This is a genomic window from Magnetospirillum sulfuroxidans (genome assembly GCF_018224925.1).
GTDB classification, from domain to species: Bacteria; Pseudomonadota; Alphaproteobacteria; order Rhodospirillales; family Magnetospirillaceae; genus Magnetospirillum; species Magnetospirillum sulfuroxidans.
The window spans coordinates 1-13,172 of record NZ_JAGTUF010000006.1; the positions used below are offsets into that span (position 1 = coordinate 1).

The following is a 13,172-nucleotide window of genomic DNA, read 5'->3' on the forward strand; positions in this document are numbered from 1 at the left end:
CGCGCCCCCCCCTCCGAACTCAGCAGGAGAAGCGAATCACGATGCAGCCTCAGATGAAAGGGTTTTTCCGCAGCCTGTTAAACGCTGACATCGACCATTTTGCCCAGAGCATTCTGGGCATGGGATTGGGCGGGCGGCTGGCCCTCGGCGGCGGCGGTTACCAATTGGACGACGGCAGCGTCTTGCTGTGCCGCATGGCGCAGCATGCGCATGCCCAAATCCTGACCAAGATGGCCTTTCCAGCCGGCCAGGGACAATTCGGTCATACCGGTGACGTCCATGGGTCACGTCCCTTTGCGCACAGAGTGTGGATGTCTCTTTATACCACAAAACACGGTCTATTTTCAGGTTCCGAAGGTATGAGCATGCTATAACCGTGCAAGCCATCGGGGGCGAAACACGGACGTGTTCATGGATAATCTGATCGTCATCGTTTTCGGCCTGACCTATTTGGGCATGGCCCTGGGGCGGGTGCCCGGCCTGACGCTTGACCGCACCGGGATCGCGTTGATTGGCGCCGTGGCGCTGCTGGCTTCCGGCCGGGTCGGGGTTGGGGATGCCGGCGCCGCCATCGACATGCCGACATTGTTGCTGTTGTTCGCCTTGATGCTGATCTCGGCCCAATTTCAAGAAGCCGGTCTTTACCGTGTCGTCGCCGGCAAGGTGGCGGTGTCGGCGGGCAGCGCCAACCGTCTGTTGCTGCTGACCATTCTGGCCGCCGGCCTGTTGGCGGCGATCTTGGCCAACGACATCGTGGTTTTCGCCATGGCCCCCATGTTGATCGAGGGGATCAAGGGGCGTGGCATGGATCCGCGGCCGTTCTTGCTGGGGTTGGCGGGCGGGGCCAATGCCGGCAGCGCCATCACCATCATCGGCAACCCGCAAAATATTCTGATCGGTCAGGTGGGCGACCTGGATTTCTGGCAATTCATCGCCGCCTGTGGGGTGCCGGCGCTGGTTTCCATGCTGCTGGTGTTCTGGTGTGTCCGCTTGTTCTGGCGGCGGGAACTGGCGGTGCCGCCGGTGCCGGCGGCGGAGGGTCTGGTGCCGCGCCTTGATTATTGGCAGACCGCCAAGGGGGTGGCGGCGGTGGGCGCCTTGCTGGCCCTGTTCGCCACCGACCTGCCGCGCGAAGTGGGGGCGTTGGCGGTGGCGGCGCCGCTGTTGCTGTCGCGGCGCTTGGCCAGCCGCGACATGATCGGCACGGTGGATTGGCACCTTTTGCTGCTGTTCGCCTGTCTGTTCGTGGTCACCGACGCCTTTGCCGCCACCAATTGGGCGGCCAGTGGGGTGGAATGGCTGGCGGAACGGCAATGGCTGCCGGACCGGATCGGAGTGATGGCGCCGATGCTGACGCTGGCTTCCAACACGATCGGCAATGTGCCGGCGGTGATGTTGATTTTGTCCATGTGGCCGATCGAAGGCAGTGGGCCGCTTTACGGGCTGGCGCTGTTATCGACCTTGGCCGGCAATCTGTTGCTGGTGGGATCACTGGCCAACATCATCGTGGCCGAGCGCGCCGCCGCCAGTGGCGTGCGTCTGGGCTTTCTTGACTTCGCCAAGGCCGGTATCCCCATGACCTTGGCCTCGCTGGCGGTGGCGGCGGCGTGGCTGTTGCTGGGCGGCTGGATGAATTGGTGAAGCCCGGTCTATAGAATGCGGCTGGCGATGACGCGGGCGGTTTTCCAGGCGTCGGCGTCGCCACGGACGAAGGCTTCGGCGATGGCGCCTTCCTTCAACAAGGCCAGTTGGCGGGCGGTGTCGATGGCCAAGCCGGCTTGGGCGCACAAAAGAACCAGATGGTCGAGAACGGCTTGTTTATGACCGGCGGCTTGCCGATGAAGGGGGTGATCGGCGGCGACGAACTCGCCGGCGGCACGGACGAAGGCGCAGCCGACGAAATCAGGCCCCAGCGGTTGGGCCGCCCCGCCGATCCATTCGCCGACAGCATCGAACATGGCCAGCAATTGCTGTTTGGGATCAGGGCCGCCGATGGCCCGCATGCGGTCGAAGAGCCAGCGTCGAAACAAGGCGTCGCGATGGGCCAGCGCGGCGGCGATCAACGCTTCTTTCGAGGCGAAATGGCTGTATAGCGTCATCTTGCTGGTTTCGGCCTCGGCCAGGATGGCGGCGATGCCGGTGGCGTGAAAGCCGTCGCGCAGAAAGAGGCGAAGGGCGGCTTTAACAAGGTCGTCACGGCGCGATGGCGGGGCCAAGAAACTCTCCGGTCCAACGAGAGGATGATGTTGCGATCATAGGCGCGGTGGTGTGGATTGACAATAACTGACCGGTCAGTATAGAAAGGGGCGTGGCAACCGGAGGATGGATGATGCGTGGGCTGCAAAGATTGAAAGGCGGCGGCACTCTGCCGCCGCGGCCGCTGCTCAAACAGGTGTTGGCGGCGTGGTTCGGCGGATTATTGGCCATTGCCGCTATGGGTGGATTGACCGAATGGACCGCGACACCATGGCTGATGGCCCCGTTCGGGGCCACCGCCGTGATTGTTTTCGGCCTGCCCGATTCGCCCTTGGCCCAGCCGCGCAACGTCATCTTTGGCCATCTGCTATCGACAGTGATCGGTCTGGTGGCGCTGAAACTGGCGGGGCCGCATTGGTGGTCGATGGCGATGGCCGTGGCTACCGCCATCGCCGTCATGCAAGTCAGCCGCACAGTGCATCCGCCGGCCGGGGCCAATCCGCTGGTGGTCATGCTCGGGGGGGCGGATTGGGGCTTTTTGGTCAGTCCGGTGCTGATCGGGACATTGGTCATGGTCGCGGTCGCCCTTGCCAGCAATAACGTATTGGCGGGCCGCCGCTATCCGCTTTACTGGGGGCTGCCCAATTGGCGGGCCGGGTCATAGCCATCGCGGCGGGCGGCCAGCAAAATCTCGGCACAGGCGACGGCGTCGGACAGGGCGTCGTGGTGATTGAGCGGCTGGGCGAGAAAGCGGCAGACGTCGGGCAGTTTGGTCGGGCGCAGGTTCCACACCTCTCGGGCGGCGCGTACGGTACAGACGAACGGCGTTAACGGCGCCGGATAGCCATAGGCCCGACAGCATTCGGCCAGAACCCCTTTATCGAAGGGGGCGTTATGGGCGACCAGGAACGGCGCCTCGCTGATCAAGCCGCGGATTTCGGGCCAGAAATGGCCGAAATCGGGCTGGTCCTTGACCTGATCCCAGGTGATGCCGTGGATATGGGTAAACAGCATGGTCTGGCGCGGCGGCCGAATCAGCCGGTACCAGGTGTCGGCGATCTTGCCGTTTCGCACCAGGGCCAGGGCCAGGGAACAGGCGCTGTCGCGGCCATTATCGGCCGTTTCGAAATCAAGGGCGATGAAATCGGTCATCGGGGCTGAGAGGTCTTTCTTCCGGTTTCTTCGGCCCGGGTGGTGACCAGGGCGCTGTTATAGGCGTTCAAGGCGTCACTCAGATGAATCCAGCCCGCGAATATTTCGGTGTCGTCATGGCTCACCACCGCCATGTGGGCTTCGTGGAGCCGCTGCATGGTGTCGATGGCGGTGCCGATGTCATCCTCCAGGCTAAGGACCGGGGGATGCAGACGGGCGACGTCTTGGGCATTGAGCAGATCGTCCAGGTCCGAATCAAAGGCGGTTTCGGCCAGATCGGCCAAGGTGATGCTGCCGATCAGGATGCCGCCGTCGCACAAGACGAACACCTCGCCTTCGGGCCGGGCCTGCAACAACTGGCGGACATGGCCCAGCCGGGCTTGCCGCGGCACGGTGACGGCGTCGCGCTTGACCACATCGGCGACTTTCAAATTCTTCAGAATGCGGCTTTCGGCGCCGGCTTCCAGATCGATGCCGCGCCGCGACAATTGCCAGTGAAAGAACGATCCGCGCCCGGTGATCTGGCTTAACAGCACATTGGCGACGACGCTGGCCAGCATGACGGCGACGGTGACTTGATAATCTCCGGTCAGTTCAAACACGATCAAGGTGGTGGAAATCGGCGCTCCCAGCACCGCCGAGGCCAAGGCTCCCATGCCGACCAGGGCATAGATGCCGGGGACCGAGGCGAGGGTGGGGGACAGGTCGCCGATGGCGAAGCCGAACAATCCGCCCAGCATGGCGCCAAGGACCAAGGCCGGGCCAAAGACGCCGCCGGCCAATCCAGACCCCAGGGAAATGGCGGTGGCCGCCAGTTTGGCCAGCAACAGCGCCGCCAACAGGCCCGGACCGATCAACGCTTTCAGGCTGTCATCGGTGATGTCGTAGCCGACGCCCAAGACCTGGGGAAAGGCCAGGGCGATCACCCCGACGGCGAAGCCGCCGACGGCGGGGCGCAGAAAGGCGGGGCCAGGCAGGCGGGACATCTGGCTTTCGCTCAGGCGGACCAGATGCATGAACACGACGGCGGTCAGGGCGCAGGCGATGCCCAGGCCGGCGAAGGCGGGGAATTCGGCCCAGGTGCCCAGATGCATAGCGGGGATGGAAAAGGCGGGATAATTGCCGAACCAGCCCCGCGACACCATGGTCGCGGTGACCGAGGCGATCACCACCGGGGCGAAGGCCGACAGGGCGTAATGACCGACCACGACCTCGTGCGCGAACAAGGCGCCGGCAATGGGGGCATTGAACGACGCCGCGACGGCGGCGGCGACGCCACAGCCGAGCAATGAGCGCGACAGGTTGCGGCCCAGACGCAGGCGCGCGGCGATCCAACTGGCGATGGAGCCGCCCAGATGCACGGCCGGTCCTTCCCGTCCGACCGAGGCGCCGACGCCAATGGAGAGAGCCGAGGTCAAGGCCGCCGCCAAACCGGGCTTTAACGGCATATGGCCGCCATGCAGGGCGGCGGCTTCCATGACGTTGGCGACTCCTTGCGGCCGGCCGCCGGGCAACAGCCAATGGGCCAGGGCGCCGACGGCCAAGCCGCCCAAGCTGGGGATCAGCAAGATCTGCCACCACGGCAAAAGGGCGGCGGCATCATAAAGCCGTTCCGACGCCGTGCCCCAGGTCAGCCATTGAAGCAGGCCGATCAATTCGCGGAAGCCGACGACGGCGCAGCCCACCGTCAGCCCGGCGAACAAGGCCATGAAGGCCAGCACCAGCTGATCGTTGCGCAACAGCCGGCGGGACGCCTTGAGCAGCAGGCTGGGGCGGAACCGACGGGGCATGTGCCCTAGATATCCTCGAATTCGATGACGTTGGTGGTGGTCAGGTCGTCTTGGCTGGAGACGTGGTTGCGGCCCTGGCGCTTGGCCAGATACAACGCTTCGTCGGCACGGTGGACAAAGGCGCCCAGGGTTTCGCCGAATTCATATTCGGCCACCCCCACCGACAGCGTCACCTGTCCCAGCACCTGACCGGTGCGGCGGTTCAACACCTTGCGTCCGGCCACCTGACGGCGCACCGTCTCGGCCACGGCGACGCCGTCCTTGAGACGGGTGTCGGGCAAGATGATGGCGAATTCCTCGCCGCCATAGCGGGCGGCGGTATCCTTGCCCTTGATGCAGTCTTGGATGGTGCGGGCGACCAGTTTCAACACCTGATCGCCCAGCATGTGGCCGTGGCTGTCGTTGAATTGCTTGAAGAAATCAATGTCGATCATCAGCAGCGACAGGAATTTGCGTTCTTCCTCGGATTCCAGGGCCGATTCGCGCAAGCTGATGTCGAAGAGTTTGCGATTGGCCAATCCGGTCAGGGCGTCGGTGGTGGCCTCGCGCTTCAACTGGTCCAGATCCTCGCGCAGGCGGGCAATCTCGCCCGAGCTGGTTTCCAGGCGTTCTTCCAGTTGGCGGTTGACCTCGATCATCACCTTGGTTTCATCCAAGATGGATTTGACCAGCACCCCCAATTCCGGGCCGGGGGTCGGGCAATCCAGCTCGCCGCTGAAATTTTCCAGGGCATTGCCGTATTGGATGGCGCCTTGGCTGGCGGTGGACAGATATTCCATCACCCGAGCCACCGCGTCTTCGATTCGCTTGCCGACGGCGCGTAATTCGGCCTCGTGTTGCGACATGCCGAAAAAGCGTTCGTGCAATTCGCCGCAAATGGTGTCGGTGAATTTCTGCCCCGAGCGCAAGATGCCATTGATGGCCTTGGTCAATTCGGGGTCGCGGTCGGCGACGAAGGCGTACCAGACAATGAAATTGTTGGGATGGGCGGGGACGCCATAGCGATCCATCATGCCCATGGCGGCGCGGGCGCAATGGGCGGCGATATCGACCGGATCGGTAAAGGTGATCATGGCGGCGATCCTAATTGCATTGGCCGATGGATCCCTCGGCGCACAGGCGTTGACCATCGGTCCAACGAGCCCCCGACAGGTCGGCGTTCAAGAAATCGGCGCCTTGAAGCCGGGCGCCGGTGAGGTCGGCTCCGCGCAACTGAGCGCGAAAGAAACGGGTGCGGCGCAGATCGGCCTGTTTCAACGAGGCGTTGCTCAGGTCGGCCTTGGTGAAATCAGCTTCGACAAAGATGCCGCCATCCAGGTTCGCCCCGCTCATTTCCGCGCTGACGAAGCGGGCGCGGTAAGCGTCGGCGCCGGTCAGTGTGGTCGCTTTCAAGATGCTGCGCTGAAAACTGGTCTCGCGCAGGCGGGCGCCGGTCAGGTCATGGCCGGACAAATCGCGGCTATCGGCGTAACAGCGCTGCCAATCCACCTTGGGCGCGGCCGGGGCGTTGCAATCCGCCGCTTGGGCGATCGCGGAGACGGTAAGGAAGGCCGTCAGGATGGAAAGAAGAAGGGTTTGTCGCATATCTCTTTTTTAGACGCCTGTCGCCTGTGGCGGAAGTACTATTTCCGCTTGTCGGCGCATGGTTTACCTGCGGCTCGCCGAAGCGTAGTCTGTTGTGACGGTCCCATGACCAGGAAATTCCAACCATGACCGAGATTGCCGCCGATACCGCTCTTGCTCAGGCCGAAGCTCATTGGCTGGCCGGGGAAGCGCAACAAGCCCGAGAAGGTTTCCGCCGCGCCCGCATGCTGTTCCATCAGTCCGCCGACGCGATGGCGGAAGCCCATGCCCTGGCCCTGCTTGGCGATTTCGAGGCCGAGCACGACCATTGGGACGACGCGGCCACCGCTTATGCCGAGGCGCGGATGCTGTACACCCGCTTGGGCGATCAGCATGGCCAGGGCGGCATGCTGGTGCGCTTGGGACGGTTGGGGCAGCAACGCGGACGACTGACCGAGGCCGAACAATATTTTCTATCCGCGCACGAGGTGTTCGCCGCCGCCGGCGATCTGTCGGGCATGGCCCATGTGGCCAAGCGGCGCGGTCATTTGGCCCGCGATCAGGGTCGCCACGATGTCGCCCTTGATCATTATCACCACGCCCTCGAACTGTACCGGCGGGCCGGCGACACCTTGGGTCAAGCCAATGTGCTGAAGGGATTGGCTTCGTTGCACCGCCGGCTGGGGCATGGCGACAAGGCGCATCAGAATTTCGAGGAAGCTCGCGATCTTTACGCCCAGGCCGGCGATGTTCTGGGCGAGGCGGCGGCCTGTCGTGGTTTGGGCCATCTGCTGCGCCAGTTGGGCGACCACGAAGGGGCGGTCAAGGCATTGGACGCGGCCCGTCACCTTTACGCCGCCATGGGGCATTTGAAGGCCGAGGCGGAAACCCGGTTGGAACTGGCCGAAGACATGGCGATGTCTGATCCGGCCAAGGCGCGGGCCCATCGCAAGCATGCCCAGGATCTCTTCACCCGCCTGGGCGATCACGATCAGGCCGCCGCCATCACGGTGGCGTGAAGCCGCCGCCGCCCGGAGTTTCCACCACCAAGGTGTCGCCGGCTTCGACCTGGACCTGTGCGGTGCCGGGCAGCATTTCGATGCGGCCGTCGGCCCGTTCCACCCGGTTCTCGCCCTTTTGCCCATCGCCGCCGCCGCCCAGACCGAAGGGGGCGACACGGCGACGGTTGGACAAAATGGCGGCGGTCATCGGTTCTTGGAATTTCAGCCGGCGGATGACGCCGTCGCCGCCGCGCCATTGGCCGTCCCCGCCCGAGCCCCGGCGAATGGCGAAGCCATCCACCAGCACCGGATACCGCCATTCCAGAACCTCCGGGTCGGTCAGGCGTGAATTGGTCATGTGGGTCTGCACGGCGCTGGCCCCGGAAAAACCCGGCCCGGCCCCGGCGCCGCCGCAGATGGTTTCGTAATATTGGCGGCTGTCGTCGCCAAAGGTCAGGTTATTCATGGTTCCCTGGCTGGCGGCCATCACCCCCAAGGCCGCCATCAGACAATCGACCACCGCCTGACTGGTTTCCACGTTGCCGGCGACCACCGCCGCCGGCGCGGTCGGGGCCAGCATCGAGCCTTCGGGGATGATGATCTCCAGCGGTTTCAGGCAGCCTTCGTTCAGGGGAATGGCGTCATCGACGATGCAGCGGAACACATAGAGCACCGCCGCCCCGGTAATGGATTTCGGCGCGTTGGCGTTGCCGGGGCGTTGGGCGCTGGTGCCGGTGAAATCGATGCGGGCGCGGCGGTGGGCGGGGTCGATGACGATGGCCACCCGGATCACGGCGCCATCATCCATTTCCACGGCAAAGCTGCCGTTTTTCAGTTTGGCGATGGCCCGGCGGACCGCTTCCTCGGCATTGTCTTGCACGTGCCCCATATAGGCGGTGACGGTATCGCGGCCGTATTGCTCGCACAGCCGGATCAGTTCCGTCGCCCCTTTTTCGTTGGCGGCCAATTGCGCCTGAAGGTCGGCGATGTTCTGGGCGATGTTGCGAGCGGGGAAGGGGCCGGACCGCAACAATTCCTCCAAAGCGTGCTGGCGGAAATGCCCGGCCTCGACCACGGCGAAATCATCGATCAGCACGCCCTCCTGATCGATGGAGGTGGAATTGGGTGGCATGGAACCGGGGGTGATGCCGCCGATATCAGCGTGATGTCCGCGCGACGCTACATAAAACAACGGGCGCCCATCGACGAAGACCGGGGTGATGACGGTGACGTCGGGCAGGTGGGTGCCGCCGTTATAGGGGGAATTGAGGGCGAAGGAATCGCCGGGACGCAAGGCGCCGGCGCGGGAACGCATGATCGTGCGCACCGATTCGCCCATGGAGCCCAAATGCACCGGAATATGCGGGGCATTGGCCACCAGCCCGCCTTGGCTATCGAAGATGGCGCAGGAAAAATCCAGGCGTTCCTTGATGTTGACGGAATGAGCGGTGTTGGCCAGCACCGCCCCCATCTGTTCGGCCACGCTCATGAACAGATTGTTGAAGATTTCCAGCAAAACCGGGTCGGCTTGGGTGCCGGCGGCAAAGGATTGCGGACGTGGGGCGATGCGGCGCAACAACAGATGGCCTTGCGGCACGATTTCACCGCGCCAGCCCGGCTCGATGACGGTGGTCGCGGTGGCTTCGACGATGATGGCCGGACCATCGATCCGATGGCCGGGGCGCAGATGCGCGCGTTCGAAGACGTGGGTCTGGCGCCATTGGCCCTGGCAGAACATCCGGGTCTGCTCCGTCGCGGCGGCGGCGGCGGTGGCGGCGGGCAAATCGGGCATGGTGACGGCTTGACCGCCGCCAGCCACTTCGACGGCCACCGATTCGGCCACCAGCGGGCGGTTGGGCAAGATAAAGCCGAAGCGGGCGCGGTGGGCATCGGTAAAGGCGGCCGCCAATGTCGCCTGATCGCCAAAGGCGATGTCCAAGGCGGTATCCGAACCGTGGTACTTCAGTTTGACGGTGCGGGTGGCGCTCATGTCCAGGCGCTCGATTCCTTGGCGTTCCAACTCGCAACGGGCAATGGCTTCGATATCAGCCATGGCGCGGTTGACCGCCGGCATGGCGGCGGCGTCCAGAACCATCTCGACGGTGCGTTCCTTCAGCACCCGCAGATCGGCGAGCCCCATGCCATAGGCCGACAGCACGCCGGCCAGCGGGTGCAAGATGATGCTGTCCATGGCCAAGGAATCGGCGACCAGACAGGCATGCTGACCGCCGGCGCCGCCGAAGCAGGCCAAGGCATGACGACCGACATCGTGGCCGCGGGCCACGCTGACATGCTTGATGGCGTTGGCCATGTTGAGCACGGCGATGGCCAAAAAGCCCTCGGCCACCTGTTCGGGGCTGCGCCCGGTTTGCGCCGCCAAGGCGGCGAAACCATCCTGGGCGGCTTGGAGGTTCAGGGGCTGGTCGGCGGTGGGGCCGAAGACATGGGGAAAGAAAGCGGGGTGAATTTTGCCGAGCACGACATTGCAATCGGTCACCGTCAGCGGGCCGCCGCGCCGATAGCAGGCCGGGCCGGGATTGGCCCCGGCCGAATGCGGGCCGACGCGGAAGCGGGCGCCGTCATAGGTCAGGATCGAGCCGCCGCCGGCCGCCACGGTATGGATATCCATGATCGGGGCGCGCAGGCGGATGCCGGCGACCATGGTGTCGAAGCTGCGTTCGAAGCTGCCGTCATAATGCCAGACATCGGTGGAGGTGCCGCCCATGTCGAAACCGATCAGACGGGAAAATCCGGCCTGGGCGCTGGTGGCGACGCCGCCGACCACGCCGCCGGCCGGCCCCGACAAAATGGCGTCCTTGCCCTGGAAGCGGCGGGCGTCGGTCAACCCGCCGGAGCTTTGCATGAACATCAGCTTCGACCCGCCCAATTCGGCCGCCACCTGTTCGACATAGCGGCGCAGGATGGGGGACAAATAGGCATCGACCACGGTGGTGTCTCCGCGCCCGATCAGCTTCATCAGCGGACTGGCTTCGTGTGACAGGCTGATCTGGGGAAAACCCAGGTCGCGGGCCAGCCGGCCCAAATGGCGTTCATGTTCGGGGAAGCGATAGCCGTGCATCAAAACGATGGCGACAGCGCGATATCCGGCGGCGTGGGCGGCGGCAAGAGCGGCCTGGGCGCCGTCCAGATCCAGCCCTTCAATCACGGCGCCGCGCGGGCCGATGCGCTCGGTCACTTCGATGACGTGGGAATACAGCATTTCCGGCAGCTGAATGGCGCGGGCGAACAGATCGGGGCGGTTTTGCTGACCGATGCGCAAGGCATCGGCGAAGCCGGCGGTGGTGACCAGGACACAGGGTTCGCCCCGGCGTTCCAAAAGTGCGTTGGTGGCCACCGTGGTGCCCATCTTTACCGCCGCCACCCGTTCCGGCGGGATGGCCTCGCCGGCTTTCAAGCCCAAGCATCGACGGATGCCGGCGATGGCGGCGTCGGCGTAATGTTCGGGATCTTCCGACAACAATTTCAGCGTCGCGAGCGTCCCATCGGGATCACGGGCGACGATGTCGGTGAAGGTGCCACCGCGATCAATCCAAAATTGCCATCCGCCCATGGGTGCTCCTTAGGCCTAAGAGGGGAGATGCTACTCCAGCTTCAACCCTTGGGAAAGGCGACTTGCGCCATTGGTCGCAAGTCGTTCGCCCAACGTGTAGTCCGGGTATCCCTTGGTGATGTGGCAAAAATTTGCACAAAGAGTATGGTTGCTCTTAATAGAACTAAGGTATGTCCTTTGAGGGGGCCGAGATGATGAAATTACTCCATTCCATGGCGATCGCCGTTCGGTTGTGGGTTATCGTCGGCTTGACAGTTGCTGGTTTCGCCATCGCCTTTGTCACCGAGATCACCCAATTGTCCACTGACACCATGCAGGCCCGTCAGGCCAAGGTGCGCAACGTCATCGAGGCCGCCTCGGGCACTGTCGGCCACTTTACCGCCTTGGCGGAAAAGGGCGAGATGACGCGCGAACAGGCGCAAGCTTCGGCCATCGGCGCCATCAAGGCCATGCGTTATGACGGCACCGAATATGTGTGGATCAACTCGTTGGATGGCCTGATGGTCATGCACCCGACCAATCCCAAGCTGGAAGGCCAGGAATTATTCGGTCTTAAGGACCCGACCGGCAAATTGTTCTTTAAAGAGATGGTCGATGTGGTCCGGGCCAAGGGCGAAGGCGTGGTCGAATACATGTGGCCGAAGCCCGGTTCGGACCAGCCCGTGCCCAAGGTGTCCTATGTCAAGGGCGTGCCGGGCTGGAACTGGCTTTTGGGATCGGGCGTCTATGTGGATGACGTCGCCGTGGCGGTGCGCGAACGGGCGATCACCCGCGGATTGCAGACCGCCTTGGGCATCGTGCTGCTGACCTTGGCGGTGGTGGTCATCGCCCGCTCGATCAGCAATCCGCTCAAGCGCCTGACCGTGACCATGAATGAACTGTCCCATGGTCGGCTGGATATCGCCGTTCCCGACCTCGATAAAGGGGCGGAAATCGGCGCCATGGCGCAATCCATCGCCGTGTTCAAGGATAACGCCGTCGCCATGCGCCGCATGCAAGAGGAACGGGCCGAGGCGGAACAGCAGGTCGAGGCCGAGCGCCGGGCCCTGCGCCTGAAGATGGCGGGTGATTTCGAAGCTTCGGTCAAGCATGTGGTCAGCATGGTCGGTCAATCGGCCCAGGCGCTGAAAGGCACCGCCCAAGCCATGAGCGACAATGCCGACGATACCGCCGGCAAGTCGCAAGCGGTGGCGGTTGCCGCCGAACAGGCGACGGCGAATGTGCAGACGGTGGCGGTGGCGACCGAGGAATTGTCGGCTTCGATTCAGGAAATCTCGTGTCAGGTGCATCGCTCGGCCTCGATCGCTCAAAACGCCGTGGAGGCGGCCGAGCGGACCAATGACACCGTTCGCGGCTTGGCCGAAGCCGCCGGCCGTATCGGTCAGGTGGTCGGCATGATCAACACCATCGCCAGCCAGACCAATTTGTTGGCGCTTAACGCCACCATCGAGGCGGCACGGGCCGGTGACGCCGGCAAGGGCTTCGCCGTGGTCGCCAACGAAGTGAAATCCCTGGCCAATCAGACGGCGAAGGCCACCGACGAGATCGTCGCCCAGGTTCAGGCGGTGCAAGCCGCCACTGGCGACGCGGTCAAGGCCATTGGCGAAATCAGCCATGTCATTGCCGAAATCAACGAGATTTCAGGCTCGATCGCCGCCGCCATCGAGGAACAAGGGGCGGCGACCCAGGAAATCTCACGCAATACCCAGCAAGCGGCCCAGGGCACCCAAAATGTGTCCGATAATGTGACCGGGGTGCGGCAGGTGGCCGATGAAACCGGGCGTTCGGCCGGTAATCTGTTGGATCAGGCGCAAAACCTGTCGGCAGAAGCCGGGCAATTGTCGACGGCGGTGGATCGCTTCTTGTCAGAGGTGCGGGCGGCGTGATGGCGTGGTAAAA

11 protein-coding genes are annotated in these 13,172 nt (G+C 63.9%); 4 read left to right on the forward strand and 7 right to left on the reverse strand.

Annotated elements, in window-relative coordinates; translation table 11 throughout:
• Positions 1-77: 77 nt before the first annotated feature.
• On the reverse strand, positions 78-281 hold the full coding sequence (locus KEC16_RS08400) for a hypothetical protein (protein WP_211547795.1): 204 nt from the start codon (positions 279-281) through the stop codon (positions 78-80).
• A gap of 130 nt (positions 282-411) precedes the next feature.
• On the opposite strand from KEC16_RS08400, the gene KEC16_RS08405 reads away from it, so the two are divergent.
• Positions 412-1,641 (forward strand): SLC13 family permease, encoded by a 1,230-nt coding sequence (locus KEC16_RS08405; RefSeq protein WP_211547797.1) that lies wholly within the window; start codon positions 412-414, stop codon positions 1,639-1,641.
• Positions 1,642-1,649: 8 nt separating this feature from the next.
• Here the strand turns inward: KEC16_RS08405 and KEC16_RS08410 are convergent, their stop codons facing one another.
• Positions 1,650-2,216 carry a TetR/AcrR family transcriptional regulator gene (locus KEC16_RS08410; protein ID WP_211547799.1) on the reverse strand — a complete coding sequence of 189 codons (567 nt, stop codon included), beginning with the start codon at positions 2,214-2,216 and terminating at the stop codon, positions 1,650-1,652.
• 110 nt (positions 2,217-2,326) lie between these two features.
• Between KEC16_RS08410 and KEC16_RS08415 the strand changes: the two genes are divergently transcribed.
• Positions 2,327-2,860 (forward strand): HPP family protein, encoded by a 534-nt coding sequence (locus KEC16_RS08415; RefSeq protein ID WP_211547801.1) that lies wholly within the window; start codon positions 2,327-2,329, stop codon positions 2,858-2,860.
• On the opposite strand, the gene KEC16_RS08420 is transcribed toward KEC16_RS08415, so the two are convergent.
• From KEC16_RS08420 to KEC16_RS08435, 4 genes are read right to left on the reverse strand one after another with little or no spacing between them, the layout of a single operon-like run.
• Entirely contained in the window at positions 2,824-3,348 is a 525-nt protein-coding gene (locus KEC16_RS08420; RefSeq protein WP_211547803.1) for a 3'-5' exonuclease, read from the reverse strand. The genes KEC16_RS08415 and KEC16_RS08420 overlap by 37 nt on opposite strands.
• Positions 3,345-5,138: a chloride channel protein gene (locus tag KEC16_RS08425; protein WP_211547805.1), complete on the reverse strand. Its 1,794-nt coding sequence runs from the start codon at positions 5,136-5,138 to the stop codon at positions 3,345-3,347. Before KEC16_RS08425 ends, KEC16_RS08420 begins: the two co-directional genes overlap by 4 nt.
• A 5-nt stretch (positions 5,139-5,143) precedes the next feature.
• Positions 5,144-6,211, reverse strand: coding sequence for a GGDEF domain-containing protein (locus tag KEC16_RS08430; RefSeq protein WP_249208986.1), 1,068 nt, complete (start codon positions 6,209-6,211; stop codon positions 5,144-5,146).
• Between the two features lie 10 nt (positions 6,212-6,221).
• Complete coding sequence (locus tag KEC16_RS08435; protein WP_211547807.1) at positions 6,222-6,722, reverse strand: pentapeptide repeat-containing protein; 501 nt, start codon at positions 6,720-6,722, stop codon at positions 6,222-6,224.
• 125 nt (positions 6,723-6,847) lie between these two features.
• On the opposite strand from KEC16_RS08435, the gene KEC16_RS08440 reads away from it, so the two are divergent.
• A complete protein-coding gene (locus KEC16_RS08440; RefSeq protein ID WP_211547808.1) occupies positions 6,848-7,720 on the forward strand; it encodes a tetratricopeptide repeat protein in 873 nt (290 codons plus the stop codon).
• Here the strand turns inward: KEC16_RS08440 and KEC16_RS08445 are convergent.
• Positions 7,707-11,273: a hydantoinase B/oxoprolinase family protein gene (locus KEC16_RS08445; RefSeq protein WP_211547810.1), complete on the reverse strand. Its 3,567-nt coding sequence runs from the start codon at positions 11,271-11,273 to the stop codon at positions 7,707-7,709. The genes KEC16_RS08440 and KEC16_RS08445 overlap by 14 nt on opposite strands.
• Before the next feature lie 191 nt (positions 11,274-11,464).
• Here KEC16_RS08445 and KEC16_RS08450 point away from each other — a divergent pair, with 191 nt between their 5' ends.
• Positions 11,465-13,159 (forward strand): methyl-accepting chemotaxis protein, encoded by a 1,695-nt coding sequence (locus KEC16_RS08450; RefSeq protein ID WP_249208987.1) that lies wholly within the window; start codon positions 11,465-11,467, stop codon positions 13,157-13,159.
• Positions 13,160-13,172 lie beyond the last annotated feature (13 nt).

Bases quoted from the DNA above. Each gene is read 5' to 3' on its own strand.
- KEC16_RS08400 (WP_211547795.1), bottom strand. From the start codon at position 281: ATGGACGTCACCGGTATGACCGAATTGTCCCTGGCCGGCTGGAAAGGC.
- KEC16_RS08420 (WP_211547803.1), bottom strand. From the start codon at position 3,348: ATGACCGATTTCATCGCCCTTGATTTCGAAACGGCCGATAATGGCCGC.
- KEC16_RS08450 (WP_249208987.1), top strand. From the start codon at position 11,465: ATGATGAAATTACTCCATTCCATGGCGATCGCCGTTCGGTTGTGGGTT.
- KEC16_RS08425 (WP_211547805.1), bottom strand. From the start codon at position 5,138: ATGCCCCGTCGGTTCCGCCCCAGCCTGCTGCTCAAGGCGTCCCGCCGG.
- KEC16_RS08405 (WP_211547797.1), top strand. From the start codon at position 412: ATGGATAATCTGATCGTCATCGTTTTCGGCCTGACCTATTTGGGCATG.
- KEC16_RS08435 (WP_211547807.1), bottom strand. From the start codon at position 6,722: ATGCGACAAACCCTTCTTCTTTCCATCCTGACGGCCTTCCTTACCGTC.
- KEC16_RS08440 (WP_211547808.1), top strand. From the start codon at position 6,848: ATGACCGAGATTGCCGCCGATACCGCTCTTGCTCAGGCCGAAGCTCAT.
- KEC16_RS08430 (WP_249208986.1), bottom strand. From the start codon at position 6,211: ATGATCACCTTTACCGATCCGGTCGATATCGCCGCCCATTGCGCCCGC.
- KEC16_RS08445 (WP_211547810.1), bottom strand. From the start codon at position 11,273: ATGGGCGGATGGCAATTTTGGATTGATCGCGGTGGCACCTTCACCGAC.
- KEC16_RS08415 (WP_211547801.1), top strand. From the start codon at position 2,327: ATGATGCGTGGGCTGCAAAGATTGAAAGGCGGCGGCACTCTGCCGCCG.